This window comes from Streptomyces sp. NBC_00353 (genome assembly GCF_036108815.1).
Taxonomy (GTDB): domain Bacteria; phylum Actinomycetota; class Actinomycetes; order Streptomycetales; family Streptomycetaceae; genus Streptomyces.
Genome location: NZ_CP107985.1, coordinates 8,695,627 through 8,721,403 on the forward strand (window position 1 = coordinate 8,695,627; position 25,777 = coordinate 8,721,403).

The following is a 25,777-nucleotide window of genomic DNA, read 5'->3' on the forward strand; positions in this document are numbered from 1 at the left end:
ACACTCTAACGAATCAACCCACTTGGGGTAATCAGGATGACTATTCTGTGAAGAGTGGACCGAGGTCGAGGGGAACCCTGGTGAAAATCCTGCACGTCGTCACACTGCATACTCCGGACCATGCGTTCGGCGGTCCGACCCGGGTGGCGCTCAACCTGTCGAAGGTCCAGCGCGCCCATGGTGACGACGCCCGGATCATGGCCCTCGGTGACGGCTTCGGCGGCGGGCTGCCGAGCGAGGTCGAAGGCGTGCCCGCCCACCTCTCCCAGGCCCGCCACCTGCTGCCGATGTTCGAGGTCAGTGGCATCACCTCGGGCGCGCTGCTGCTGGCCGCCCGGCGGATGATGCGCGGCGCGGACGTCGTCCATGTGCATCTCATGCGCGACCTGGTGACGCTGCCGGCCGCACTTCTCGCGCTGGCTCTGGGGCGCCCGCTGGTCGTCCAGACGCACGGCATGGTGGACCCGACCGAGAAGCGCGTCGCTCAGCTGACCGATCTGCTGGGGGTACGGAAGGTGCTGCGGCGCGCCGACGCGGTGCTGCATCTGACGGAGATGGAGCGCCGCGATGTGAATGCCGTAGCCGCTCCGGTGCCGCTCACCCGGACCGTACGGCTGGTCAACGGTGTGCGGCCGCAGACGTGCAAGCCCGCCCGGGACCCCGGGCGGCGGCCGACGGTGCTCTTCCTGGCCCGGATCCAGGAGCGCAAGCGCCCGGAGGACTTCGTCGCCGCGATGCCCGCGGTTCTCGCGAAGTATCCGGACGCCAGGTTCGTGCTGGCAGGACCCGACACCGGAGCGCTCCCCGGAACGCTGGAACTGGCCGCGAGACTCGGCGTGTCGGAGTCCCTCGACCATGTGGGTCCGCTCGGCCACGAAGAGGTCCTTGCCGCCGGGCGGGAAGCCGATGTGTACGTACTGCCGTCGATCGAGGAACCCCTCGGGGTCTCCGTCCTCGAAGCGATGTCGGTCGGCACCCCCGTGGTCATCACCCGCACCTGCGGACTGGCCCCCGATGTCGCGGAGGCCGCGGCGGGCCGGGTGATCGACAGCCGGGTCGGCGAGGACGAGGGCAATGCCCAGAAGGTCGCGCAGGCGATCCTCGAACTCCTGGAGCCGGAGGCCAACGCCGAAGCGGGACAGGCTGCGTGGCAGCTGGTCAATGAGCACTTCACCATCGAGGCCGTGACGCAGACCCTCCGGCGGACCTACGAGGACGTGGTCCGCCGGAAGGCCGCAGCCCGCTGACACGGGGGCGGCGCGGGCAGGTCACCCCACCTTGCCCTCACGGGACTTGAGCGCGATCTGCCACCGGTAGAAGCTCATCGCCAGCGCGAAGTCGAGGCCCGCCCGTCCGTCGAGGAACCCCCGCCGGTACACGTACATGTACGCGAAGGACACCAGAGGCTTGAACGGTGCCTTGTGGAACAGCTGCCCTTGGCGTGACTTCACCTTCCTGACCTGCTCCTTGACGTCCGGATGGTGCTCCAACCACGCCTCCCAGTCCGAGTAGCGGTTGTGCCGCTCGAACCACGCCGTGACCGGGTCGAGGTCCTGGTGCTCGATCGGATTGCGGAGCGTGCCGGCCGTCGGCGCCACCGGCTGGTAGTGCCCCTCGACCTCCCCGATGCCGGGCGCCGCGAGATCCCCGACCTCCGGATAGTGGCACCGGGTCCGGTCGGTCAGCGACCGCTTGCGGATGGTGTAACCGTGGCGCAGCCGCCGGCCCGAGAACCAGTAGCCCAGCGGTATGTCGTACGCCGCAGGCTTCGGCGCACCCGGATCGGCGAAGATCTGGCGAAGCTCGGCCAGCAGACCGGGACTGAGCCGCTCGTCGCCGTCGAGCAGCAGGATCCAGTCCAGGTCCGTGCGGACGTTCTCCAGGCACCACTGCTTCTTCCTCGGGTGGCCGCCGTCCCAGGTGTACGTCACCACCTCGGCGCCGCAGCTCTCGGCGATCTTCGCCGTGTCGTCCGTGCTGTGCGAGTCGACGACGACGACCGCCTCGAAGTGCCCGAGGACCGATTTCACCGCCTCGGCGATGTTCAGGCCTTCGTTCTTCGTGGGGATCGCCACGGCTATCGGCAGCTTGCTCATCCCTTGTCCCCTTCGGGCAGCCAGGCGTAGCAGCCTGTGGAGGTGAAGGCACGGGCCGTCTCGGCGACGGTGATCCCCACCCGCTTCCCGGTGCCGGAGGTGCCCGACGCCAGGTTCTTGCCGCCCGCCCCGGTGACCTGCCAGGTGCAGCTCTTGGTGGGGGTGACGGCGTAGTAGCGGCCCGGCCGGATCTGCGAGCTCTTGTACGTGCCGTCGGCGTAGCCCAGAGCGGCCCGCTGCACCAGGTCCTTGTGCTCGGTGCAGAGGTGGGCGACGGCGGGCTTCGCACCGGCTACCTCGCCGGTGACGATTGCCGCGACAGCGGTGTCCTTGTCGACCTTGACCAGGTACGACAGTTTGTCGCAGGTCTCCTGGCCGGTCTGGAGGACGGCTGCCGGGTCCATGCCCTTGGGCACCCGGTCCACCAGGTACTGCTTCTGCTTCTTGGTGAAGGAGCCGGTGGCCGGGGTGAGTTGGTTGGTGGGCAGTTTCGGTGGTTCGCTCGTCTTCTTCGCCGAAGGACCGGCGGACGCGGTGGCGTCGGGTCCGGCCGCCGGCCCCGCGACGCGGGACTCGGCGGCCGACGGCTTCGCGCCACCCGCATCACTGTGGTCCTTGTCGGAGGACGAGCCGCAGGCGGCCAGCGCCGCCGTCAGTACGACGACGGCGGCGCCGGCCAGGAACGGATACCTCATCCACCGTTCCTCAGGGCGTAGTGGGCACTGATCGTGGAGCTGCTGAGCGCTGTCGGGTAGACGGCGGTCTCGTCGATCTGCCCGGCGAAGAAGTCGCTCGTCGGACGGTTCGGCCAGCTCGCCAGGTTGTCCCCGCCGACCCGCCAGTACCCGTTGTAGCTCTCGTTGCCGGTGTACAGGAAGTTGGACGCGCGCAGCTGCCCGTCCACGTACAGGGCCATGCCGCTGCTGCCCTGCGTGGCGACGACATGGTGCCAGGCGCCGTCGTTGTAGGCCCCGGTGGTGGCGATGGTCCGGGTACCGCCGCTGTAGACCCCGAAGACCAGCCGCCCGTCATTGCGCATGTACACATGCTTGTCGTACTGGTTGCTGTTCTGCATGGTCAGATTGCCGAAGCCGATGATCTTCCCTCCCCTGGTGGTGGTCGTCTTGATCCAGGTCTCCACCGAGAACTTGGTGGGCTGCGCGTGCCGCTCGTTGCTGTACGCGTACTGGTTGGTGCCGTTGAAGCCGATCGCGGTCGACGATCCTGCGACCGCGGCCGGGGTCTGCCGGTAGGCCGGGCTGTTGCGCAGGAATCCGTTGTCCAGGCCGGCCCCGGAGTCGGCGGCGAACGTCGACGTCCCCTCGTCGTAGCGCCAGTACAGCGACGCACCGTCGGCGATCACCCTGGCCGGGTACGCCTCCGCCGCGGAGGCCACGGTGGCGGTCTGTGCCGGGGACTTGGCGCTGGTGTTGGTGCCGTCGCTCGCACTGATCCGGTACGTGTGCGTCTCGCCCGGAGCGACAGCGGTGTCGGTCCACCTCAGCTGAGGCCGGTCCCAGAACAGCGAGGACCCCGTCGTGGTGTATACGGGAGTGGCGGCACCGTCCTTGTAGATCCGGTACGTGAGTTCCCCGTCGTCGGTGTCGAAGCTGGTCTGCCAGTTCACCTCGACCTTGCCCGCGGCGACCGTGGACACGCTGACGTTGGGCACCCACGGGGCCCCGGTGTCCGGGCCGTCGGCGAACCGGGTCAGGCTCTGCTGGGCTGAGCCGTTGACGGTGGTGAACTCGCCGCCGACCCAGAGGTAGTGATGTCCGCCCTGATCGGTCTGGGCCATCACCCGCGGTCCGACCGGCTCCCCGATGCCGTCGTTCGTGTCCGGGAACCACGGCAGCAGCTTGGGGTCGTTCACGGACTGGGCGAGGAGGTGCTTGCGCGGCTGGTCGGGGAACTCGCCCATGCTGGAGCAGTCATGGGCGTGGCTGCCGCTGTACAGGACCCCGTCATGGACCAGGACTGCCTGGGTGGCGCCGAGGCAGGTGTCCCGCCACCGCTGTTCGAAGTCGCTGAGATTCAGCGCGATCCGCCCGTCGAAGACACCGCCTCCGGTGCCTTCGTTGGCGGTGTAGAAGCCGGTGGCGTCCGTGGTCAGGTCCTGCACCGTGGAGGTGTTGGGGATGAACCCCGGGTAGCTCTTGGCGAGCGCACCCGTGGTGGCGTCCACGACGGCGAGGGCGTGCGAGGTGGTGCCGTTGACGGTGAAGAAGTCACCGCCGATCAGCACATGCTGACCGTCCGGTGTCACCTGAACGGCCCGGCCGACCTCGTCCGTGTTGGCCGTCCACGGCTTCAGATCGGCGCCGGTGGTGACCGCGGCGAACTTGTTGCGGGTTTCCCCGGCCACCGTGTTGAAGTCACCGCCCAGATAGACGGTGTCGTCGGTGACGGACAGCGCCCGCACCGTCGCGGAGACGGACACCTTGAAGTCCTGGCGCGGGGTGCAGGTCGCGGTGTCGATCGCGGCGATATTGCTCACGCCGACCCCGTTAACCGCACCGAACTGCCCTCCCGCGTACAGCGTCTTGTTGTCGGGGGAGAGAGCGAGAGCCCGTACGGTCGCTGTTCCGGAGGAGAGGGTGAACGACAGGCTGCAGCCGGTCGGCGCACCGGTCGCCGCATCGAACGCGGCGAAGTTCACCGCGGGCTGTTCGGAGGTGCCTGCCGCCGCGTCCGGCGGACGGACGGTGGAGAAGGTGCCGCCGGCGTAGACGACTCCGCCCGTCGCCGCCATCGACCAGACGATGCCGTTCGTCTGCCAGGTGGAGAGGTCGTCCGCGGTGAGAGAGACCGGCGGCGTGAGAGACGCCGCCGGGGAGGCACCGGCCGCGGTCGCGGCCAGGGCTCCGGTGAGCAGGCAGAGCGCGGCGGCCGCGGCACGCACCCGGCCCCGTCCCACGGGTCTGCGCCCCGTACTTCCGTTCATCATTCAGCTCCGTAGGTGAGAACGAGCTGCGGCCGGTAGGCCGCGGTTGATACCTCGCTCGACCAGATGCGGAGACTGTCCGTCCCGCTGCTGGTCAGGGCGAGTGAGTAGACGGAGCCGAGGGCTCCGCCCAGTGCCGACGCGTTCAGCTCCACCGAATGGTCGGTGGAGACCGAGGTCGCGCCGGTGATGGTCCCGAGCACGGTCGAGGAGAGCGACGGCCGGGTGTTGTAGGTGACCGCCGACTCGGTCCAGGTGCCGGTGACCGGCACCACGGTGTGGCTGTCGGAGGAGCCCGCCGTCGAGTCCGACGACGTGCGGAAGGTGAGCCGGGCGCTCTTGAGGACCTGTCCGGCAGGGGCCGCGGGCACGGTGAAGCGCAGATAGCTCAAGTACGCCGTGGTGCCGCGCGAGGCGAGCTGGTTGTCGTTGTAATTGGTGTTCGGCGCCACACTGTTGACGTATGCGTCGTCGTCCGGCGTCAGCGCGACCGTGGAGTCGCCGGGGCCGGGCGGGGTGTCCGCCAGATCGTGGTGCGCGGCGGCCTGTGCGGCGGTCAGCGCCGACGGGTAGATCGCGGTCTCGTCGACCTGCCCGGCGAAGTAGGTGCTGGTGGGACGGTTCGGCCAGGTGGTCGGCATGGCGTCGCCACCGACGCGCCAGAACCCGTTGTACGAGCGGTTGCCCGCGGTCGTGTTGGAGCCGACGGCCACCCCGTCCACGTACAGCCGCATACCGGACGGTCCCTGGGTGGCGACGACATGGTGCCAGGCGTTGTCGTTGTACGAAGCCGTCGTGGTGAGGGTGGGCCGACTGCTGGTGCTGCCGACCTGGACGCCGAAGGCGAGGCGCCCGTCGTTGGTCATGTACACGAGCTTGTCGGAGATGCTGCTCGTCTGGCCCTGGGCCGTGCCGATGTTGTTGCCGTACCCGACGATTCGCCCGCCGGTGGTGGTGTTGGTCCGGAACCAGGTCTCGATGGAGTACGGCGTCGGCGAGGTGTAGTGGTGCAGCCGGTCGCTGTACACGTACTTGTCCGTGCCGTTGAGGGACAGGGCCGCCGACCCGGCCACGGCGGACGGGGTGGCGCGGTACGTCGGGGTGTTCATGTACACGCCGCCGTTGTCGCTGTCCGAGGCGTCCGCGGCGAACGCCCCGCCCGCCTCGTCGTAGCGCCAGTACAGGTCGGCGCCGTCCGCGAGCACCCGCTCCCGGTACGGGCTCGCCGAGGCGACTGCGGTGGCGGAGGCGGCGGTCGAGAGTGCGCTGGTGTTGGTCCCGTCGCTTGCCGTGATCCGGTACGTGTACGTCCGGCCGGCCACCACATCGGTGTCGGTGAACGTCAGCTGCGGCCGGCTGAAGAACAGCGAGGACCCCTGTGTCGTGTACACGGGCACCGAACCGCCGTCGCGGTAGACCCGGTAGGTGAGCAGGCTGTCGTCCAGATCCAGAGCGGACCGCCAGCTGACCCTCACCTCACCGGCCCGCGGCGCCGACACGCTGACAGCGGGTGCGGCGGGCGCCCCCGTGTCGGGAGTGTTGGCGAACCGGGTCAGTGACTGCTGGGCGACGCCGTTGACCGTGGTGAACTCGCCGCCCACCCAGAGGAAGTCGCGGCCGTCCCGGGACGCCACGGTCAGGGCGCGCGGCCCGACCGGCTCCCCGATGCCGTCGTTGGTGTCCGGGAGCCAGCCGAGCATCGCCGGATCGTCGACGGACTGGGCGGTGAGGTGCTTGCGGACCTGGTTGGGGAAGCCGCCCATGGTGGAGCAGTCGTGGACATGGCTGCCCGCGTACAGGACGCCCTGATAGACCCGCAGCGCCTGTGTCGCCCCCTGGCAGGTGTCCCGCCAGCGCTGGTCGAACGTACCGAGCCGCATGGCGAGCCGGCCGTCGAAGGAGCCACCTCCGGTGCCCTCGCCCGCGACGTACCAGCCGTTGGAGGCGGTGTCGGTGACGATGTCCTTGATCACCGCGGTCGACGGGATGAAGTTGCCCGTGTAGGCGCGGGTCAGCGCACCCGAGGCAGCACTGGTCACGGCGAGCGCGTGCGAATCGGTGCCTCCGACGGTGAAGAAGTCGCCGCCGATCAGGACGTTCTGCCCGTCCGGGGTGACCTTGAGCGTCCGGCCGGGTTCGTCGGCGTCCGGGTTCCACCCGGTCACCGCGCCGGTGGCGGTGACGGCGCCGAAGAAGCGCCGTGGCTGGCCGTTCACGGTCTGGAAGTCGCCGCCCGCGTAGACCGTGCCGTTTTCCGCCACGTCGAGCGCCCGCACGGTGGCCGAGAAGTTCGGCGCGAACCCCGAACGGAGCGTGCAGTTCGCGGTGTTGATGGCAACCAGGCCGTTGGCGGCCGTCCCGTTGACGGCGCTGAAGTAACCGCCTGCATAGAGCGTGGACTTGTCGGGGGAGAGCGCGAACGCCCGGACGGTGGCGGTGCCGCTGCTGCGGGTGAAGGAGAGTGAACAGCCGGTGGGCGCGCCGGTTGCCGCGTTGAAGGCGGCGAAGTTGACGGCGGGCGTCGTATTGCTGCCGGCCGGGGAGCCGGCCGGCCGGACGTTGGCGAAGGTGCCGCCCGCGTAGACCACCCCGTTCGCCTCGGCGAGTGCCCAGACGATGCCATTGGTCTGATAGGTGGTGAGGGAGTCTGCGGTGAAGCCGACCGGAGGGGTCAGCGCCGCGACCGGGGGAGCGGTGACCGCCGAAGCGGTGAGCACGCCCGCGGAGAGTGCGAGAACCGTGGCGAACACACCACTGCGGCTGTGTCCGGGACGTCGTGGCCCTCTCATCGGTCCACCCGCACGGCTGCCCCGGTGAGCTGGTCGGCGAGCTGCCGGATGTCCGCGTCGACCATGATCCTGGCCAGCTCCTGTGCCTTCACGGAAGGCTTCCAGCCGAGCAGTTCCTCGGCCTTGGTGGCGTCCCCGATCAGTGCGTCGACCTCGCTGGGGCGCTCGTACTTCGCGTCGTAACGGACATGCTCCCGCCAGTCCAGGCCCGCATGATCGAAGGCGTACTCCAGGAACTGCCGGACGCTGACCCCCTCGCCGGTGGCCACCACATAGTCGTCCGGGGAGTCGCACTGCAGCATCCGCCACATCGCGTCGACATACTCGGGGGCGTAACCCCAGTCGCGTACGGCGTCGAGATTGCCGAGGTGGAGGTGTTCCTGCAGGCCCGCCTTGATCCGGGCCACCCCGCGGGTGATCTTGCGGGTGACGAAGGTCTCGCCGCGGCGCGGGGACTCGTGGTTGAACAGGATCCCGTTGACCGCGAACATGCCGTACGCCTCGCGGTAGTTGACCGTCGCCCAGTACGAGTAGACCTTGGCGACGCTGTACGGGCTGCGGGGATGGAACGGGGTCGTCTCGTTCTGCGGCGGCGGGGTGGAGCCGAACATCTCGGACGACGACGCCTGATAGATACGGGTGTCGATGCCGCTGGCGCGGACGGCCTCCAGCAGCCGGATGGTGCCGAGCCCGGTGATGTCACCGGTGTACAGCGGCGCGTCGAACGAGACCCGGACATGCGACTGCGCGCCCAGGTTGTAGACCTCGTCGGGCCGGATGTCGCGCAGCAGGTTCACCAGCGCCACCCCGTCGGCGAGATCGGCGTGATGCAGGACGAAGGAGCGGTTCTCCTCCTCCGGGCCCTGGTAGATGTGGTCGATCCGCTCGGTGTTGAAGCTCGACGAGCGGCGTATCAGGCCATGGACCGTGTACCCCTTCTCGAGCAGCAGCTCGGACAGGTACGAACCGTCCTGTCCGGTCACGCCGGTGATGAGCGCGGTCTTCGCCACGTCTTCCCCCCTTCTGAAGTCGCCTGAGAGGCGGTTGGTTCACCGAAATATCGGAATTTGCGTGATCTGCGGCAAAACGGCACCGCGATGTACAGCTGCTGGCACAATCCGAGCCATGACGACTGATCTCCCCGGCCCTCCCCAGGAATCCGTCCGCCCCCTCCTACGACCCGGCGCCCGCATATTTGTCGCGGGCCACCGCGGGCTCGTCGGCTCGGCAGTGGTGCGCCGCCTCACCGCCGAAGGCCACGAGGTGATCACCCGCGGTCGCGACAGCCTCGATCTGCGCGATGCCGCACCGACCGAGGCCTTTCTGCGTGACATCCGCCCGGACGCCGTGGTGCTGGCCGCCGCCAAGGTCGGCGGAATCATGGCCAACAGCACGTATCCGGTGCAGTTCCTCGAGGACAACCTGCGCATCCAGCTGAGCGTGATCGCCGGTGCGCATGCCGCCGGGGTCGAGCGGCTGCTCTTCCTCGGCTCGTCCTGCATCTATCCCAAGCGCGCCCCGCAGCCGATCCCCGAGGACGCCCTGCTCACCGGCCCGCTGGAGCCGACCAACGAGGCATACGCGCTGGCGAAGATCGCCGGCATCGTGCAGACCCAGTCGTACCGGCGGCAGTACGGCGCCTCGTACATCAGCGCCATGCCCACCAATCTCTACGGGCCCGGCGACAACTTCGACCTGGATTCCTCGCATGTCCTGCCCGCCCTGATCCGCCGGTTCCACGAGGCGCGACAGGGCGGAGCCCCCGAGGTCACCCTCTGGGGTTCCGGCAGCCCCCGGCGCGAGTTCCTGCACGTCGACGACCTGGCCGCAGCGTGCCTCCTGCTCCTCGAACGCTACGACGGCGACGAACCGGTCAACGTCGGCTGCGGCGAAGACCTGACCATCCGTGAACTCGCCTCCACCGTGCAGGACGTGACGGGGTATCAAGGGCGTGTCGCGTGGGACACGTCGAAGCCCGACGGCACCCCGCGCAAGCTTCTCGACATCTCCCGACTCTCCTCTCTCGGCTTCAAACCGCAGATCCCGCTGCGCGACGGCATCGCCCGCACCTACGCCTGGTGGCTGGACCACCGGGGCAGCGGCCGCTGACCGCTCCCGGTTGTTCCGCCGGGACCGGGCGGCCGCCGCAGCGCGACGGCCGCCCGCCCGTCCGGCCCCGTACGGCCGGCCGGTGTTCACTTCTCGCATCCGGTTCCCCGCCGCTCTCAGTACGCCCCGCGGCCGTCGGTGACGGCGCGCAGCGTACGGGCCATGAGCCCCAGGTCCGTGGCCACCGACCAGTTGTCGACGTACCACAGGTCGAGCGAGACGGTCTCCTGCCAGGACAGGTCCGAACGTCCGCTGACCTGCCACAGGCCCGTGAGCCCGGGCCGGACCGCGAGCCGCCGGAGCTCACGCTCGTCGTAGCGGGACACCTCCTCCGGCAGGGGCGGCCGCGGACCCACCAGCGACATGTCACCCCGGATCACATTGAGCAGCTGCGGCAGCTCGTCGAGCGAGGTCCGGCGCAAGAACCGGCCGATCCGGGTCACCCGGGGATCGCGGCGCATCTTGAACATCGGACCGTCGTTCTCGTTCGCCGTCGCCAGCTTCGCCTTGTGCGTTTCGGCGTCCTCCACCATCGTGCGGAACTTCCACATGGTGAACGGCTGGTTGTGCTGCCCCTGACGGATCTGGCGGTGGAACACCGGGCCGTCGGAGGTGAACCGTATTGCCGCCCCGATCAGGAGCAACAGCGGTGTCAGCAGCACGAGTCCGAGGGTCGCACCGGTGCGGTCCACCGCGGCCTTCAGCGCCATCTGCGGCCCCCTGCGCAGCGGCGGCACGATGTGCAGCAGCGTCAGCCCGGCCGCGGAGGCCGGCCGCACCCGGCCTGCCGCGATGTCCGAGAGGTCCGACAGCACGGACAGCTGGAGCCCCCCGTCGTGCAGCCCCCAGGACAGGCGTCGCAGCCGTTCCCCGGACAGCTGCGGTCCGGGCACGACGAGCGCCAGATCCGCGTCCTGGGCGAAGGCTCCGCCCAGGACTGTGGTCACGTCGTCGTCGGCCGGGGCGGGTGCGAGCCGGCCCGGCACCGGAGCCTCACAGCTCAGTGACGCCGTCCCGACGGGTATGGCGGCCACCACGGTGTAGGCGTGGTCCGTACGGGAACCGAGCAGCTGCACCGCCCGGTCCACCCCCGGCGCCTCGCCGACCACCAGCACCCGGTGCACAGCATGCTGTTGCCGTCCCGGCCAAGGGAGGTGACGCACCGTCGACACGGCGACGGTCACCAGCAGGCCGGGCAGCAGCGCAACGACCGCGGTCACCGGCTGGACCGGCTCCCTGAACACGGTCGCGAGCACGGCCAGCAGGCCGATGAGCAGCAGCCAGTCCCCGGGGGCGGTCAGCGCGCCCCTGAAGCCCCCCGACCGCCGGTCCGCGTACCGGCCACGCACTGCCCGGACGCCGGTCCACACCAACGAGGCCACCCCGGCGGCGAGTTGTGCCCGCGGTTGTCCGTAGGTGCCCAGTACGAGCCAGGCCGGTATCCCCAGGCCGAGGAGATCGGCGCAGATGATGAGCGGCAGGTACCGGCCCGGTCTTCTCTTCGGGCCGGGCCGGTGGTCAGAACGGTTGCGCTGTACGGTCGGGGCACTCCACAGCTGTTCGAGTTCCTTGCTGTGAGGCCGGTTTGAAGAAGTCCGCGGACGTGGCGCCTCCGCCAGTCCCGCGGGTCCTGATATTTCGGATTCGGGTAGCTCGACATGCCCCATGAACCCCCCAGTCACAGTTGCATCTCCACAAACGGGACGCATCCGCCGATCCCGTGGACTGACGGATGCGCCCTCGCTCGGTGCACGATATCCACACACGTGCCATTTCGCTGGAGTTCTCGTGAAGTTCAGAACGCGAGCTACCGCTTGGGCCTCGTCCCGATCCGGGCCGGATCACAGCGTCTTGTGCGTGGCTGTTGGCGTTTGGGTGGTTCCGTGCTGGGATTGTGCGCGGACGTGTCACCACCTCGTACGGTCGCTTCCGCGTCTGGGAGACTGGTCCGGAAGGCGGCGAGGGCCGGCCACGAGGAAAGAGGGCGTGCGGTGACTCCCGCGGAGAAGAACTGGGCCGGAAACATCACCTTCGGAGCGCGGCGGCTGCGTACCCCCGGCTCGGAGGCCGAGCTGCAGGAGATCGTCGCGACCGGCACAAAGGTACGGGCGCTGGGCACCCGGCACTCCTTCAGCACCGTCGCCGACACGGCCGGAGACCTTGTGTCGGTGGCCGGACTGCCCCGCACGGTCGACATCGACCGGGAGGCGGGGACGGTCACCGTCAGCGCGGGACTGCGCTTCGGGGAGTTCGCCGATGAACTCCACCGGAACGGCTTCGCCCTGCACAACCTGGGTTCGCTGCCGCACATCTCGGTGGCCGGCGCCTGCGCGACCGGAACGCACGGCTCCGGCGTGGGCAACACCTCGCTGGCCGGTGCGGTCCGGGCGCTGGACATGGTCACGGCGGACGGGACCACCGCGCGGCTGGCCCGCGGCGACGCGGACTTCCCCGGAGCTGTGGTCGCCCTGGGCGCCCTCGGCGTGGTGACCCGGCTGACGCTGGACCTGGTGCCCGCCTTCGACGTACAGCAGTGGGTCTACGAGGATCTGCCGCAGGCCCGGATCGGCGACCGGGCCGGATTCGACGAGGTGATGTCGGCCGCGTACAGCGTCAGCCTCTTCACCGACTGGCGGGGCGGCCCCGTCAACCAGGTCTGGCTCAAGCAGCGGGTGGGTGCGGACGGGCCGGCGGAGGCGCCGGCCGAGTGGCTCGGCGCGAGGCTCGCGGACGGTCCGCGCCACCCGATCCAGGGCATGCCGGCCGAGAACTGTACGCGGCAGCAGGGTGTTCCCGGCGCATGGCACAAGCGTCTGCCGCACTTCCGGCTGGAGTTCACCCCGAGCAACGGGGACGAGCTGCAGTCGGAGTACTTCGTGGCACGGAGCGACGCCGCAGCAGCCTTCGCGGCGCTCGACCGGCTCCGGGACCGGATCGCCCCGCTGCTGCAGATCGGCGAGATCCGCACCGTGGCCCGCGACGACCTGTGGCTGAGCCCCGCGAGCAGGACCGACGCGGTGGCGTTCCACTTCACCTGGGTGCAGGACATCGCCGCCGTCACGCCGGTGCTCGGGGCGATCGAGGAGGCACTGGCACCGTTCGGCGCCCGCCCGCACTGGGGCAAGGTGTTCACCACCGCACCCGAGACGCTGCGCACGCTGTACCCGCAGTACGCCGACTTCGAGAAGCTGATGACCAGGTCCGACCCGACGGGCAAGTTCCGGAACGACTTCCTGGACCGCCGCTTTCCGCAGTGACGCCGAGCGGGGGCGCGCGGAGGTGGAGCCGGGGACCCGGCCGCCTGGCGTCAGTGGCCGTCGCGTCTGTCCTTGGACCGCGACGGCCACGCGGTCGCCGATCTGCCCGGCGCGAGATGGTCCACCACGTCGGCCAGCTCCACACAGGCCTGCTCGATCCGGCGCCGGATGTCCATCTTCTCGGTGACGATCGCCGCCAGCAGCAGCCCGGTCAGCGCCACGGAACCATTCAGGACCGCCAGGTTCAGCATCACCTCGAGGACGGTGTGCCCGGCGAACGGACCCACCGCCTCCCCTCCCGCGATGATTGCCAGGACGGACACCAGCAGCGCACAGGGCGCGCTACCCGCCAGCTGGAAGCGCAGGGCGGCCCAGATGAGCAGCGGGAACACCAGATAGAGCATCGACAGTTCGCTCCGCGTGGCCACCAGTGAGACCACGACGGAGACGACCGCCAGTGCGGTCGCCTCCAGCCATCTGTCGTCGGCCCGGGGCAGCCGCGCCTTGCGCATGACGAGCATCAGCGGGGTGACCACGAGCACCCCCATGGCGTCCCCCGACCACCACGCCGCCCATACCGGCCAGAAATGGCCTGCGGGCAGCTTGCCGTCGAGTACGAAGAGCACGGTGCCGGCGGTCGCGCTGATCAGCATTCCGGCCATCGCGCCGAGGAAGACCAGGACGACGCCGTCGCGCAACCGGTCCAGCTCCATCCGGAACCCGAATCTGCGGAGCATGAGGTACGAGCAGACGGGCGCCGCGGTACTGCTCATCATGATCCCCCAGTCGGAGAGCATGACCGTGTCGGAGAGCGTGACGATGTTGAGCAGGGAGCCGAGGGTGATGCCGGGCCAGACGCCGATGCCGAGGTACAACAGGCAGCCCAGAGCGATTCCCGTCGACGGCCAGAGCGGGGTGACCGTGGCGCCGTGGACGGTCACCTTTCTCAGCAGACCGATCTGTCCTGCCCCGTAGTAGCCGGCGGCGACGACCAGGATGCGGAGCACAGCTGACGCCGTACGTCTGGTTTCCTCGCTGCGGATCACAGACCTCATCAGACACCGCGGCCCGGGACGCGCGACTGCGTGACACGCTAGGCCCGGCCCCACCAGTCACCCGGAGCGGGCGAAGCCTTTGTGGCGCAGGACCAGGACGGCCGCGTCGTCCTGGTGACCGGTGCGCTCCGCCGTGTGCATCACCTCGTCGGCCAGCGCCTCGGCCGACGCCGAGGCCCGGGCGGCCACCAGTCGCACCACCGCGTCCAGCCCCTCGTCGATCGGGAACGAGGGCCCTTCGACGACTCCGTCCGTGACGAGCACGAACGCCCCCGGGGCGGTCAGCGGGTGCCGGCTGACCGGATACTTCTCCGCCGCACCGACACCCAGCGGCAGTCCGCCCGCGTCCTGTGTGATGCCCGACCGTCCGTCGGTCGTGGCCCAGACGGCGGCCACATGTCCGGCCCGAGCCGTGCACAGTTCCCCGGCGTGCGGGTCGAAACGGACGAAGGTGCAGGTCGCCAGGAGGGTGGAATCGATGGACAGCAGCAGATCGTTCGTCCGGCCGACGATCTCGCCCGGATCGGCGGTGGTGGCGGCGATCGCCCGCATGCCGATCCGGATCTGCCCCATGAACGCGGCGGCCTCGACGTCATGGCCCTGTACGTCCCCGATGGCGAATCCGAGTGTGCCGTCCGGCAGTGGAAAGCCGTCATACCAGTCGCCACCGATGTCCAGTCCGCTGCGGGCCGGTGCGTAGCGGGCGGCAGTCTGCAGCCCCGGGAGCGAGGGGAGGCAGGCGGGAAGCAGTTCCCGCTGCAGCGCCTCGGCCAGCTCCACCCGAGCCTGATGCAGCTGGACCTCGTGACGTGCCCGAGCGGTGAGTTGCTGCAGCGTGGTGAGCAGCTCCTCGGCACTCGCGGAACGGTGAGGACGACGCCGGTTCATGGGCCGCTCCACACTGCATTCGTTCGCGAGCCGCAACACAGGGCTCATGTGGCGGGCGGATCCGGGACGCCTCCCGCACAGTCCCGTTGGGCACTGCGTGGTAGGGCACTCCCCGTCGCCGGCATCCGTGGCAGTTGCCCTCTGCATCATATTTCGGGTCGGAAACTCCCGCAGGGTGAGGCACCGGTCACGGATCCCGCAGGGTTTCGGTGCGGCACCCGCCCGGAGCGCGCGAACCGGCCCTGCTGGGTGGATCCTGAGAGAACAGGACCGTGTCGTGGCGGCGCAGTGCGGCCGGACGCGGGTGAGGGAGGTGCGCGATGACACGCACGCTGGAGTGGAATGTCCACCTCGATCTCTCCGAGGAGAACGGTACGACCAAGGCCGAAGCCGTGCTGGACACCGGTTCGGAGAAACTCATGGGCCACGGGGTCGCCCGCTGCAACCCGCAGGACGTGGACATCCCCACCATCGGTGACGAACTCGCGGCGAGCCGTGCCATGAAGGATGTCGCGGGTCAGCTGATGAGAGCGGCCGATCGCGAAATGGAGGCGGTGGGCGCCGGACCCACGAAGGGGCCCCTGGGCAAGCCGTACGCCTGGACGGATGTGACGAGCTGAAGCCGTGGGCCGCAAGGCGTACGGCCTCACCGGCCGACGGCACATCCGTGGACACCTTCGTCGCGGGACACGGCCTGCAGGCTTTCCGGACACCGCCCACGGCAGGTGTCGGCGGCGAGGCAGCTGTGGGCGGTGCTCGTCATGCGTGAGATCCTCCCGGCGCTGAGCCGCTGGTACGCCTCCGGAGAGCCGTTCGGGCTCGCCACCGTCGTCCATGTCACCCGCAGCGCGCCCCGCGGCCCGGGCGCGGCGATGGCGGTGGGCCCCGGTGACGAAGTCGTGGGCAGCGTCTCCGGCGGCTGTGTCGAGGGAGCCGTCTTCGACCTGGCCACGGAGGTCGTCGAGACCGGCCGGGCGCAACTGCGAACCTTCGGCTACAGCGACGAGGACGCGTTCGCCGTCGGGCTCACCTGCGGCGGAGAGATCACCCTCCTCGTACGCCCTGTTTCGGCCGCGACCGACCCCGCGTTCGGCGCGGTCGCCACGTCGGTCGCCGAACACCGTCCGGTGGTGGTGGCCACCGTGACCGACGGCCCCGCCCCGCGCGGCGCCGCGCTCGCCGTATGGCCGGACACCGTGTCCGGTTCGCTCGGAACCAGCGGCCTCGACGCGGCGGTCACCGCCGACGCACGGGGCGAGCTGGCCCAAGGGGCAACGGGCCTGCGCCACTACGGTCCGCGCGGCGAGCGCCGTGAGGACGACGTCACGGTGTTCCTGCACTCGTTCGCCCCGCCCCCGCGCATGCTCGTCTTCGGTGCGATCGACTTCGCCGCGGCGGTCGCCCGGATCGGTGCGTTCCTCGGCTACCGGGTCACCGTCTGCGACGCACGCCCGGTCTTCGCCGACCCCCGGCGGTTCCCGGACGGTGCGGAGGTGGTCGTCGACTGGCCGCACCGCTATCTGCATTCCACGGACACCGATGAGCGGACCGTCATGTGTGTGCTCACGCACGACCCGAAGTTCGACGTCCCCTTGTTGGAGGTGGCCCTGCGCTCCCCGGCCGCGTACATCGGCGTCATGGGCAGCCGTCGTACTCACGAGGACCGTCTGGCGCGGCTGCGGGAGACCGGCCTGGGCGAGACGGAACTGGCGAGACTGCGCTCGCCCATCGGCCTCGATCTCGGCGCCCGCACCCCCGAGGAGGTGGCCGTCTCGATCGCGGCGGAGATCGTCGCACTGCGCTGGGGCGGCACCGGCGCTCCCCTCGCCGAGACTGCCGGGGCGATCCACCGGCCGCGACCGAAGTCCGTGTGAGCTGTCGACGACGGAACCGCAGGCGTCCGAGCCGGTCGTGGCCACGGCCGGCGCCGCTGAAGGAAGAGGTCCGCCCCGGTTGCCGGGGCGGACCTCTTACGAGTGTCTCGGACCTGGCTACGTCAGTCGGCGTAGGTGATGTCCGAGGGGGAGTAGATGCAGTTGATGCCATCCGCTCCGGTACCGATCTCGGTGGGCTCGCCGCTCGTCACACCCTTGTACTTGGTGCAGATGTCGATATCGGCATCGGCGTCGTCATAGATCGTGATGCCGGAGAACCGGGCCGTGTCACCGTAGTTGGTGTTGATGCCCACGATGCTGTCACCCGGCGAGGTGACCCAGACGTTCTGCACCTGGACGTGCCGGCCGTACATCGTGGAGCAGTTGCCGCACGAGCGGTACAGCTTGCCGAAGTCCTCGACCCGGAAGTTCTTGATGATCAGGGTGCCGGCGCCGTTGTGCTGGAACACCTTGTCGTCCGCCAGTCTCGCGCCGCCGCCGTCGACCGTGCGGACCAGCGACGAGGAGCTGCCGAGAAATGTTGCGGCGTCCTCGCCCACATCCTCCCACCACACGTTCTTGAGCGTGCAGGCGCCGAGGCAGTGGACGCCGTCGGCGGCCGGGGCGCCGAGGACGACGTTCTGCAGCGTGGCACCGTCCGCCAGTTCGAACATGGCCGGCTGGTCCTCGTCCTGGCCGCCGCTGCCCAGGTCACCGCTGCCGTAGAAGCGCTTCAGGCCGCCGTCGTAGGTACCGGACACCTCGATGGTCGCTGCCACGGCCTGACTGCCGGTGGCCGTGGGCCATGCGGGCGGAGCCCCGGGGGCGGTAGGCGGAGTGGTGGGCGGAGTGGTCGGGGGAGTCGTCGGCGGATCGGTGGGGACCGAGCCCGCTGCGGTGAAGGTCCAGCGCTTGCTGGTCACCGAGTCGCAGGAGTTCTGCTGGACCGCGGCGCCGACAGCGGTCGAACTGTCCTTGGTGTTGAGGCACTTGCCGCCGTTGGTGTTGACGACCTGGTAGGTGTTGCCGCTGATCGGAGCGAGCGTCCACACCTGACTGGAGGCGCCGCTGCAGGTCTGCTGCTCGACCGCTTTGCCCGCACTGGTGGATGCGTCACGCACCCCGGCACACTTGCCGCTGTGCGAGGCGGCCAGACTGTAGCCGCTGCCGGAGGCCGTGAGCCGCCACGTCTGCTGGGCGGCGCCGGTGCAGGTGTTCTGGACGAGCTGGACGCCGTCGGAGGTTCCGGAGCCCGGAACCTCCAGACACAGTCCGCTGCCGGCGTTCGACAGGCTGTACGAGCCTGCTGCCGGGGCGGCTGTGGCCGAGCCGGTGGCGAACAGTGTTGTGAGGGCCGCGGCGATCAGTGAGACGACCGCGATGAACGAGGCGGCTGCCCGGCCGCCCCGCCGTCTGGCATGCTGATTCCCTGTGCGCACTCGGTGTTCCTTTCACCGCCTGCGGTGTCCTCCGCAGGCACCCATGAGGTGGTTGGTGCGGTGGTAAAGGCAGTTCCTCGGCCAGGGGACGATGTTCCGTATTCTGAACCGAGTTCTTGTACGCGAACTGCGGTGACGGTACGTCAACGGGATCCGGCGGTCAATGAGTTGGTACGAACACGCCTGAGCGGGCGAGCGACCGCACCGGCGGGTACTTGCCACCGACACCCTTACGGTCAGCTGTGGTTGATGGCTCCCGGCGTCGGCCGGATAGCCGCTGCCCGCCGCCCGGCCCGATGTGCCGACGGACAGGGCGTACGGAGCCCGTTCGGCCCAGCGGATCCGTCGGCTCTCCCGGTCGACGGCGCACAGTGTGTCGTCGGCGGCGAGGACGTAGACGGTGGAGTCGTCCCCCGTCACCTGCGCTGACGGCCACGAGCCCAGCGAGTGATGTGCCGGAGGGACGTGTGGGCGGGGCGCCGGTCATGTTCCGTGAGGAGGCCCTAGCGTTGCCCGCGTCAGAGATCGACTCGCACAACTTCGGGGCCGGGGTGACTTCATGTGCTGGAGTGCGACTGCCGATCTGGTGGCCGGTTCCGGCATCGCCGCGATCGGAGTGGTCTGCGTCGCGCGCACCCGCCGGTCCCGCGATCTGCCGCTCGCGGCGCTGCCGCTGCTTCTCGGCGCCCATCAGATCATCGAGTCGTTCATCTGGCGCACCGGCGGCGGCACCGGCCCCGCCACGGTGGCCTGGGCCGTCATCGCCCTTCCGCTGCTGGCGCTCTGGGTGCCGTCGGCCGTGCTGAGCGCCGCGCCGCCGGGGGCCCGGCGCCGGCTGATGCTCCCCGTCGTGGTCGGCGCCGCGACCGCCGCCTCCCTCGCGTACCGTCTGGCCACCCGTCCCGTGACCGCAGAGATCCGCGGTCACACCCTCGGCTACGTCCTCGACCTTCCGCGCTCCGAACTGCTCGTCACGGGCTACCTCGTGGCCACGGTCGGCTCCCTGCTGCTCGCCGGTGACCGTCTGCTGCGGCTCCTCGGCTTCCTCGTCGCCGTCGGGGCCGCGATCTGCGCGACGCTGTGGCGGCTGGAGTTCATCTCCACCTGGTGCGCGTTCGCGGCGGTGTGCTCGGTCGTCCTGCTCGGCTGGACGCACCGTCGGCCGGTGACCGCGCGGACGCCGATGCCGCATCGATGAGGGGAAGGGTTGGTGTCCCGGCCGATCGGCCGGAACACCATGCCCAAGCCCCTAGCGTCCGCCGAAGTGCCGCTCCACGATCGCGGCGGCGTCCGTGCCCCGCGGCAGGATGCCGTACTGGTGGCCGCGGTCCTCGCCCAGGCGGGCGGCGACGAATGCCTCGGCCATGGGCGCCGGAGCATGCCGCAGCATCAGCGAGGACTGCAGGGCCAGCGCCATGGCCTCGACCGTCGCCCGGGCGCGCGTCTGGGCGGCAAGGGGATCGCGCAGGTCCTCGGCCAAATCGCGACGTACCCGGCGCACATGCGCGTCGAGTACGGCACTGGCACCGGCGGTGGTCTCCAGCTCGGCCCAGAAGGCGTCCAGCGACTGCGGGGTCCTGGCGATGCCGCGCAGCACATCGAGGGCGATGACGTTGCCGGAGCCCTCCCACACGGCCATCACCGGCTGTTCGCGGTAGCGGCGGGCCAGTGGCCAGTCCTCGGTGTAGCCGTTGCCGCCCAGGCACTCCAGTGCCTCGTAGGCGTGGTGCGGGCCGCGCTTGCAGATCCAGTACTTGGCGACTGCCGTGGCCAGTCGGCGGAACATGGTCTCGGACTCGCCGCTGCCCGTCTCGTACGCCTGGGCGAGCCGCAGCGAGGTCCAGGTCGCGGCCTCCGTCTCCAGGGCCAGATCGGCGAGGACCGCCGTCATGGCCGGCTGGTCGACCAGCCGGGCACCGAAGGCGCTCCGGTGCTCCGCATGCCAGATCGCCTCGGAGACCGACTGGCGCATGCCCGCAGTGGTGCCCAGGACACAGTCCAGCCGGGTGTGGTTGACCATCTCGATGATGGTGGGAACGCCACGCCCCGGCTCACCGACCCGCACCGCCCACGTGGAGTCGAACTCCACCTCGGAGGAGGCGTTCGACTTGTTGCCGAGCTTGTTCTTCAACCGCTGGATACGGACGGTGTTACGGGTGCCGTCGGCCAGCACACGCGGTACGAGGAAGCAGCTCAGCCCGGCCGCCGCCTGGGCCAGAACCAGGAAGGCATCCGACTGCGGGGCCGAGAAGAACCACTTGTGACCGGTCAGCAAGTGGGCCCGGCCGTCGGGGTCGGAGGCGACCGGGACCGCGCGCGTGGTGTTGGCGCGGACGTCGGAGCCGCCCTGCTTCTCCGTCATCCCCATGCCGAACGTCAGCCCCGACTTGCTGCCCGGGGCGATCAGCCGCGGGTCGTAGGAGCGGCTGAGCAGACCCGGCAGCCAGTCCTGGCCCACTTCGGGGTCGCGCTGCAGGACCGGGACCACGGCGTGCGACATGGACATCGGGCAGGCGTGGCCCGGCTCGACCTGGGCGAAGAGCATGAACGACGCCGCCCGGGCCACCGCGGCGCCCGGCTTCGGGTCGGCCCACGCCGCGGTGTGTGCGCCATGACGCACGGCCGCGCCGATGATCTCGTGGTACGCCGGGTGGAAGTCGACCTCGTCGACGCGGTTGCCGTACCGGTCGTGGGTACGCAGCACGGGCGGGGACGTGTGGGCGAGCTCCGCATCGGTCTGGAACTTCGCGGAGCCGACCAGGCTGCCGATCTCGTGGAGTTCCGGCTCGTGCCACGCCGCGCCGAACGTCCGGACGGCCTCGGCGAGCGGCTGATTGGTGCCGTACTCGTCGAGGCCGGTCCGGGGCGGCGCCTGGTTGGTGACCTCATGAGTGGGGTGCGGTGCGGGAGCCTCCGGTCGGAGGCCGGTCGGGGATGCAGTGGCGGTCATCTCGGGGGTTCCTGTCTGACGTCGGCTGCCTGGTCGGCCGGTACTGGGGAGTGACGGGGCGTTGCGGGGGAGCGGGTCAGGTGCCGACAGCTCCCACGGCTCTGAGGCAGAGGGTGGTGATACCTGCCACGACCGGCTCCGGGTCGGTCCGCTCGCCCACCGGGGACAGGGGGCCGAGCAGCGCCTCGCTGATCGCTCCGATCACGGCGGCTGCAGCCAGCCGGGCGTTCTGCGCGGGCAGCTCACCCGCCTCGATCCCGGCCGTGATGACCGTCTCGGCGAGGGCGTGATAGCCGCGCCGATAGGTCAGCCGTTCCGCCTCGACCAGCGGATCGACGGGCTCGGCGAGCAGCGCCCAGGCCGTACGTGGCGTGCGCAGTGCCCGGAACGCGAACACCTCGACCAGGGCGCGCAATTGCTCGGCCGCCCCGCCCTTTGCGCCCACGGCTTCCTGTACCGCGGTGAGCTCATGGCCGGCGACATGCCGGAAGACCGCGGCCAGCAACTCCTGCTTGGAGGCGAAGTGGTTGTAGACGCTGCCGGTGGCGACCTGGGCGCGCTCGGCGAGCGCGGAGATGCTGGCCGCGGCGTATCCGCCCTCGGCCAGCAGCTGTCGTGCGGCGTCCAGCAGCCGCTGGCGATGCGCGAGCCGGGTCGCCTCGGTGCGGGCGGTGGGGCGGTAGGCCATGATGATCTGAACCTCGATTCATAACTTCAGCTCCCACTGAACCACCGTTGCGCTCCCCGCGCAATGATCCGGAACGGCCTGCCGCGAACGGCTGGGAGTAGAACGCTTTCCTCATTCCTGCGGGTAACCGAAAAGCCGTTCGAGGTGGGATGGTGGGTGGCTGTTACAGAATTTGGCGCCTGTTGCGCAGGGTGAGACGTTGCGCACATCGAGTGGCATGAACGTGGGCGAAGCCGGGCGTACCGATACCGAACGGGTGGATGCAGCGGTCAGTGATTGACGGATATCCAGGGATCGGATGCGTGCCGAATGCAGGCGCGTGTGACAGAAATGTCTGCATTTCGTAACACGTAACGGGGCGTCTGTCGTGAATCGGGTGTTCGGGCCAAAGTGTGCGTTCTCGGCATCACGCCGGGACCGAACAACGCTCGGACCTTGCGGTCCGGGCCAGCATCTGAGAGGTCTTCATGTCCCGTTCCGCACGGCGGTTCACCGCTTCCGTTCTCGCGGCCGGCGCCCTCGTGGCGGCCGCAGCACTCCCGGCTGCCGCCGACGACCACGGCCACGACCGCGGTCGGTACAACTCGTACTCGCCCATCGTGCTGGGGCAGATCCAGTACGACAGCCCCGGGCGCGATGACGGCTCCAACCGCAGCCTCAACGACGAGTGGGTCACCGTCACCAACACCAGCCGTCAGACGGTCAACCTCCGTGGCTGGACGCTCGGTGACGAGAGCCGCCGCACCTACCGGTTCGACCTGCTTCTGGCCGGTCGCTCCTCGGTACGGGTCCACACCGGCATCGGCCGCGACAACGGCTACGACGTCTATCAGGACCTCCGTCGGTACGTCTGGGACAACCGTGACACCGCGATCCTGCGTGACAGCCGCGGCTATCTGGTCGACTACGAGTCCTGGGGCCGCTACCACGTCGGCTACGGCTTCGGCTACGGCTTCGGCTACGGCCACGATCGCGACCGCGGACGTGACAACAGGCGGGACCACGACCGTGACCACGGGCGGGACCACGGGCGTGACCACGGGCGTGACCACGGGCGTGACCACGGGCGGGACCACGACCGCGGGCACGACCACGATCGCGGGCGTGACCACGACCGCGGGCACGACCACGATCGCGGCGGTCGCCGCTGACCCTCTGACGGCCGTTCCCTGACCCGGGAGCCGGCCCTCGCCTCTCGCTCGCGGCGCACCGCGGCCGACCCGGCCGCGGTGCGCCGCACTCGTCATGGGCGGCCGACGGCCGCCTCGTCGGCGGACCGGTGCGCGACACGCTGCGCCTACCACAGGGCGGGCCCGTCCGCCTTCTCGGCGGAGACGACCAGCCGCCGACCGCGGGATGTGTGCATGCCCATGCCCTCATGCTGCGTCTGCGCATGGCCGGGTGCGAGCGGAGGCGCGCGTGGTGCCCACCCCGCGCCGGGCCCGGCTTCGTCACCCGGGGCCGGGGACCTCCTGCTCGGTCCAGAGCGCCTTGCCTTGCCGGCCGTACCGGGTGCCCCAGTGGGTGGCGAGCTGGGAGACGATGAACAGCCCGCGCCCGCCCTCGTCGACGGTCCGGGCATGGCGCAGATGCGGTGCCACCGGGCTGCTGTCGTGGACCTCGCAGGTCAGGAACCGGTCCAGGATGAGCCGCAACTGCAGGGGTGGGGTGCCGTAGCGGACGGCGTTGGTCACCAGCTCGCTCACGATCAGCTCGGTCGCCTGGACCGTCTCGTCGTCGAGCTCCCAGCCGTCGAGCCGGTCGCGCACGAGGGTACGCGCGACGGCGGGGGTCGTCCGGTCGTGGGCCAGTTCCCACGTGGCGACGCGGTCGCGCGGCACGGTGCCGGTACGCGCGAGGAGGATGGCCGCACCGTCGGGGACAGTGTCGGCCGGCAGGGTGTAGACGACGCCGTCGCACAGCTCCTGCAGAGTGCGGTCGGGGCGCGCGAGCGCGTTCTGTATCCGGGTGGCGGACGCGTCGTCCGGCAGCAGGGCGCCGGTGGCGAACGCCAGGATGCTGCCCTCGTCGAGTTCGAGGGTGGCGGTGGCGAACGGGGCGCTGTCGGCGGCGAAGAGCGCAGGCCCTTCCGGTACGTCGACGGCGGGCGCGCTGCCGTCGGGTGCGATGACGATCGGCGCGGGATGCCCCGCACGGGCGACCGTGCAGGTGCGGGTGAACGGGTCGTAGACCGCATAGGTGCAGGACGCTTTGAGCGACTCCCGTTGCAACGAGTCGCCCGGCGGCAGCGCGGCGCGCTCGTCGGCCAGGTGGTCCGCCGCGTCGTTCAGCCGGGCCAGGACCTCGTCCGGCTCGAGATCGAGACCGGCCAGAGCCTGGATGACCGTACGCAACTGCCCCATGACGATGGCCGTTTGGAGTCCGTGGCCGGCGACGTCGCCGACGACCAGCGCGGTGCGGGCGCCGGACAGGCCGATGGTGTCGAACCAGCATCCGCTGTTGCGCCCGGGCAGCAGGACATGCGCGGTGGCGACGGCGACCCTGGCACTGTCGCCCTGCGGAAGCAGCCTGCGCTGGACCGTCGACGCGATCACATGGTCGCGCTCGTACCGGCGCGCGTTGTCGATGCTCAGCGCGACATGGACGGCCGCGGACTGCGCAAGCGTGATGTCGTTCTCGTCGTACGGATCCGATCCCGGGCACCGGTACAGGCTCACCAGCCCGAGGACCGCGCCGTGCAGCTTCAGCGGGACCACCATCAGTGAATGGGCCTCGAGCGCCTGGACCAACCGGGCGGTCTGCGGATCCGCGGCGAGCCACGGGGTGTCCGCGTCGAGTGCGACGATCCGGGGCTGCAGATCCGACACTGCCAGGGCGAAGGGGGTATGGGCGGGCAGCCGGCGCGTGTCACCGACGAGCCCGACCTGGTCGCCGACGCCCTTGACACCGTGAAGGGCGGCCCGGCTGACACCGCGAAGGGCGGCCCGGCGCAGCGGGACGTCCGGCCCCAGCGGGCCGATCGGAGGATCCGCACCGCGCAGCACATCGTCCACCACCTCGACCACGGCGAAGTCGGCGAACCCCGGCACAGCGGCCTCGACGAGTGCCTGGCAGGTGGTCGCCACATCGAGGGACCGCCCCACGACCTTGAGCAACCTGGCCCGGTACATCGCACGGGTGCGAGCCTTTTCACGTTCGGTGACATCGACGACGGCGGCGAGCAGTCCGAGGACCTGCCCCTGTTTGTCGTTCAGCCGGAAGACGGTGACCGTATAGCTGCGGTTCGGGCCCGGCGCGCTCTTGATACGGCCGTGGACCAGCCGATCGTGCACCGGCTCACCCGTGTCCAGCACGCGTTGCAGCAGCTTCCCGGTGGAGTCCGGCCGGTCGAGATGGTACGCATCGGTGAAGTGACGCCCGATCACCTGCTCGGCGAGGTCGGCACCGGCCAGAGAGCTGATCCGTACCACCCGCAGCTGCGGATCGAGTACATGAAGGCCCACCACGGACTGGGTGAACAGTCTGTCGAGGAGCGCCGCGTCCAGACCGTCGTCCTTCATGGACGCGGGGACCGGTGCACCTGCGTCCGACACGGTGTCACCCCCATCAGGCTCTGCTCACCCCTGCGATTCGGCACGTATGCGATCAGCGTCCGGGCTCCCGTTGCACCCCGCCACCGAGGAGCGGCAAACGAGTGAATCCACCGTCGTTACCCCGGACGAGGGAC

18 protein-coding genes and 1 pseudogene are annotated in these 25,777 nt (G+C 70.0%); 7 read left to right on the plus strand and 12 right to left on the minus strand.

Annotated elements, in window-relative coordinates; genetic code table 11:
* The first annotated feature begins 80 nt into the window (after positions 1–80).
* Entirely contained in the window at positions 81–1,247 is a 1,167-nt protein-coding gene (locus OHA88_RS39165; RefSeq protein WP_328629017.1) for a glycosyltransferase, read from the plus strand.
* A 21-nt stretch (positions 1,248–1,268) separates the two neighbouring features.
* Here OHA88_RS39165 and OHA88_RS39170 read toward each other — a convergent pair whose 3' ends face one another.
* The 5 genes from OHA88_RS39170 to gmd are packed head-to-tail and all read right to left on the minus strand — an operon-like array spanning position 1,269 to position 8,839.
* Positions 1,269–2,096: a glycosyltransferase family 2 protein gene (locus OHA88_RS39170; RefSeq protein WP_267006850.1), complete on the minus strand. Its 828-nt coding sequence runs from the start codon at positions 2,094–2,096 to the stop codon at positions 1,269–1,271.
* Positions 2,093–2,791, minus strand: coding sequence for a hypothetical protein (locus tag OHA88_RS39175; RefSeq protein ID WP_267006851.1), 699 nt, complete (start codon positions 2,789–2,791; stop codon positions 2,093–2,095). The genes OHA88_RS39170 and OHA88_RS39175 overlap by 4 nt, the downstream gene beginning before the upstream one ends.
* On the minus strand, positions 2,788–5,040 hold the full coding sequence (locus OHA88_RS39180; RefSeq protein ID WP_328629018.1) for a LamG domain-containing protein: 2,253 nt from the start codon (positions 5,038–5,040) through the stop codon (positions 2,788–2,790). The genes OHA88_RS39175 and OHA88_RS39180 overlap by 4 nt, the downstream gene beginning before the upstream one ends.
* The gene (locus OHA88_RS39185; RefSeq protein WP_328629019.1) at positions 5,040–7,829 is read right to left on the minus strand and encodes a DNRLRE domain-containing protein; all 2,790 of its coding nucleotides are present in this window, start codon (positions 7,827–7,829) and stop codon (positions 5,040–5,042) included. Before OHA88_RS39185 ends, OHA88_RS39180 begins: the two co-directional genes overlap by 1 nt.
* Complete coding sequence (gene gmd / locus OHA88_RS39190) at positions 7,826–8,839, minus strand: GDP-mannose 4,6-dehydratase (protein ID WP_328629020.1); 1,014 nt, start codon at positions 8,837–8,839, stop codon at positions 7,826–7,828. Before gmd ends, OHA88_RS39185 begins: the two co-directional genes overlap by 4 nt.
* Positions 8,840–8,954: 115 nt before the next feature.
* Between gmd and OHA88_RS39195 the strand changes: the two genes are divergently transcribed.
* Positions 8,955–9,938: a GDP-L-fucose synthase family protein gene (locus tag OHA88_RS39195; protein WP_328629021.1), complete on the plus strand. Its 984-nt coding sequence runs from the start codon at positions 8,955–8,957 to the stop codon at positions 9,936–9,938.
* 116 nt (positions 9,939–10,054) lie between these two features.
* On the opposite strand, the gene OHA88_RS39200 is transcribed toward OHA88_RS39195, so the two are convergent.
* Positions 10,055–11,605 (minus strand): sugar transferase, encoded by a 1,551-nt coding sequence (locus OHA88_RS39200; protein WP_328629901.1) that lies wholly within the window; start codon positions 11,603–11,605, stop codon positions 10,055–10,057.
* Positions 11,606–11,929: 324 nt separating this feature from the next.
* Here OHA88_RS39200 and OHA88_RS39205 point away from each other — a divergent pair, with 324 nt between their 5' ends.
* The gene (locus OHA88_RS39205) at positions 11,930–13,195 is read left to right on the plus strand and encodes an FAD-binding protein (protein ID WP_328629022.1); all 1,266 of its coding nucleotides are present in this window, start codon (positions 11,930–11,932) and stop codon (positions 13,193–13,195) included.
* Between the two features lie 50 nt (positions 13,196–13,245).
* Here the strand turns inward: OHA88_RS39205 and OHA88_RS39210 are convergent, their stop codons facing one another.
* Together OHA88_RS39210 and OHA88_RS39215 are read right to left on the minus strand one after the other, a co-directional pair.
* On the minus strand, positions 13,246–14,241 hold the full coding sequence (locus tag OHA88_RS39210) for an MASE1 domain-containing protein (protein WP_328629023.1): 996 nt from the start codon (positions 14,239–14,241) through the stop codon (positions 13,246–13,248).
* Positions 14,242–14,307: 66 nt separating this feature from the next.
* Positions 14,308–15,138, minus strand: coding sequence for a PP2C family protein-serine/threonine phosphatase (locus tag OHA88_RS39215; RefSeq protein WP_328629024.1), 831 nt, complete (start codon positions 15,136–15,138; stop codon positions 14,308–14,310).
* Between the two features lie 320 nt (positions 15,139–15,458).
* On the opposite strand from OHA88_RS39215, the gene OHA88_RS39220 reads away from it, so the two are divergent.
* Complete coding sequence (locus tag OHA88_RS39220) at positions 15,459–15,758, plus strand: DUF1876 domain-containing protein (protein ID WP_267006858.1); 300 nt, start codon at positions 15,459–15,461, stop codon at positions 15,756–15,758.
* Between the two features lie 141 nt (positions 15,759–15,899).
* Positions 15,900–17,012, plus strand: a complete 1,113-nt coding sequence (locus OHA88_RS39225; RefSeq protein ID WP_328629025.1) for an XdhC/CoxI family protein — start codon at positions 15,900–15,902, stop codon at positions 17,010–17,012.
* Between the two features lie 122 nt (positions 17,013–17,134).
* Here the strand turns inward: OHA88_RS39225 and OHA88_RS39230 are convergent, their stop codons facing one another.
* Entirely contained in the window at positions 17,135–18,451 is a 1,317-nt protein-coding gene (locus OHA88_RS39230) for a pectate lyase (protein WP_328629026.1), read from the minus strand.
* A gap of 559 nt (positions 18,452–19,010) precedes the next feature.
* Between OHA88_RS39230 and OHA88_RS39235 the strand changes: the two genes are divergently transcribed.
* Entirely contained in the window at positions 19,011–19,649 is a 639-nt protein-coding gene (locus OHA88_RS39235; protein ID WP_328629027.1) for a DUF6629 family protein, read from the plus strand.
* A 51-nt stretch (positions 19,650–19,700) separates the two neighbouring features.
* Here OHA88_RS39235 and OHA88_RS39240 read toward each other — a convergent pair whose 3' ends face one another.
* The gene (locus OHA88_RS39240) at positions 19,701–21,401 is read right to left on the minus strand and encodes an acyl-CoA dehydrogenase family protein (RefSeq protein ID WP_328629028.1); all 1,701 of its coding nucleotides are present in this window, start codon (positions 21,399–21,401) and stop codon (positions 19,701–19,703) included.
* A gap of 76 nt (positions 21,402–21,477) precedes the next feature.
* Positions 21,478–22,089, minus strand: a complete 612-nt coding sequence (locus tag OHA88_RS39245; protein ID WP_328629029.1) for a TetR/AcrR family transcriptional regulator — start codon at positions 22,087–22,089, stop codon at positions 21,478–21,480.
* Between the two features lie 467 nt (positions 22,090–22,556).
* On the opposite strand from OHA88_RS39245, the pseudogene OHA88_RS39250 reads away from it, so the two are divergent.
* Positions 22,557–23,024 (plus strand): annotated as a pseudogene (locus tag OHA88_RS39250) (lamin tail domain-containing protein); the annotation flags it as partial.
* A gap of 516 nt (positions 23,025–23,540) precedes the next feature.
* Here the strand turns inward: OHA88_RS39250 and OHA88_RS39255 are convergent.
* Positions 23,541–25,643: a SpoIIE family protein phosphatase gene (locus OHA88_RS39255; RefSeq protein ID WP_443044328.1), complete on the minus strand. Its 2,103-nt coding sequence runs from the start codon at positions 25,641–25,643 to the stop codon at positions 23,541–23,543.
* Positions 25,644–25,777 lie beyond the last annotated feature (134 nt).

Excerpts from the sequence above, each read along its gene's own strand:
- OHA88_RS39170 (WP_267006850.1), bottom strand. The coding sequence starts at position 2,096 with ATGAGCAAGCTGCCGATAGCCGTGGCGATCCCCACGAAGAACGAAGGC.
- OHA88_RS39175 (WP_267006851.1), bottom strand. The coding sequence starts at position 2,791 with ATGAGGTATCCGTTCCTGGCCGGCGCCGCCGTCGTCGTACTGACGGCG.
- OHA88_RS39180 (WP_328629018.1), bottom strand. The coding sequence starts at position 5,040 with ATGAACGGAAGTACGGGGCGCAGACCCGTGGGACGGGGCCGGGTGCGT.
- OHA88_RS39185 (WP_328629019.1), bottom strand. The coding sequence starts at position 7,829 with ATGAGAGGGCCACGACGTCCCGGACACAGCCGCAGTGGTGTGTTCGCC.
- OHA88_RS39195 (WP_328629021.1), top strand. The coding sequence starts at position 8,955 with ATGACGACTGATCTCCCCGGCCCTCCCCAGGAATCCGTCCGCCCCCTC.
- OHA88_RS39200 (WP_328629901.1), bottom strand. The coding sequence starts at position 11,605 with ATGGGGCATGTCGAGCTACCCGAATCCGAAATATCAGGACCCGCGGGA.
- OHA88_RS39215 (WP_328629024.1), bottom strand. The coding sequence starts at position 15,138 with ATGAACCGGCGTCGTCCTCACCGTTCCGCGAGTGCCGAGGAGCTGCTC.
- OHA88_RS39220 (WP_267006858.1), top strand. The coding sequence starts at position 15,459 with ATGACACGCACGCTGGAGTGGAATGTCCACCTCGATCTCTCCGAGGAG.
- OHA88_RS39225 (WP_328629025.1), top strand. The coding sequence starts at position 15,900 with ATGCGTGAGATCCTCCCGGCGCTGAGCCGCTGGTACGCCTCCGGAGAG.
- OHA88_RS39235 (WP_328629027.1), top strand. The coding sequence starts at position 19,011 with ATGTGCTGGAGTGCGACTGCCGATCTGGTGGCCGGTTCCGGCATCGCC.
- OHA88_RS39240 (WP_328629028.1), bottom strand. The coding sequence starts at position 21,401 with ATGACCGCCACTGCATCCCCGACCGGCCTCCGACCGGAGGCTCCCGCA.
- OHA88_RS39245 (WP_328629029.1), bottom strand. The coding sequence starts at position 22,089 with ATGGCCTACCGCCCCACCGCCCGCACCGAGGCGACCCGGCTCGCGCAT.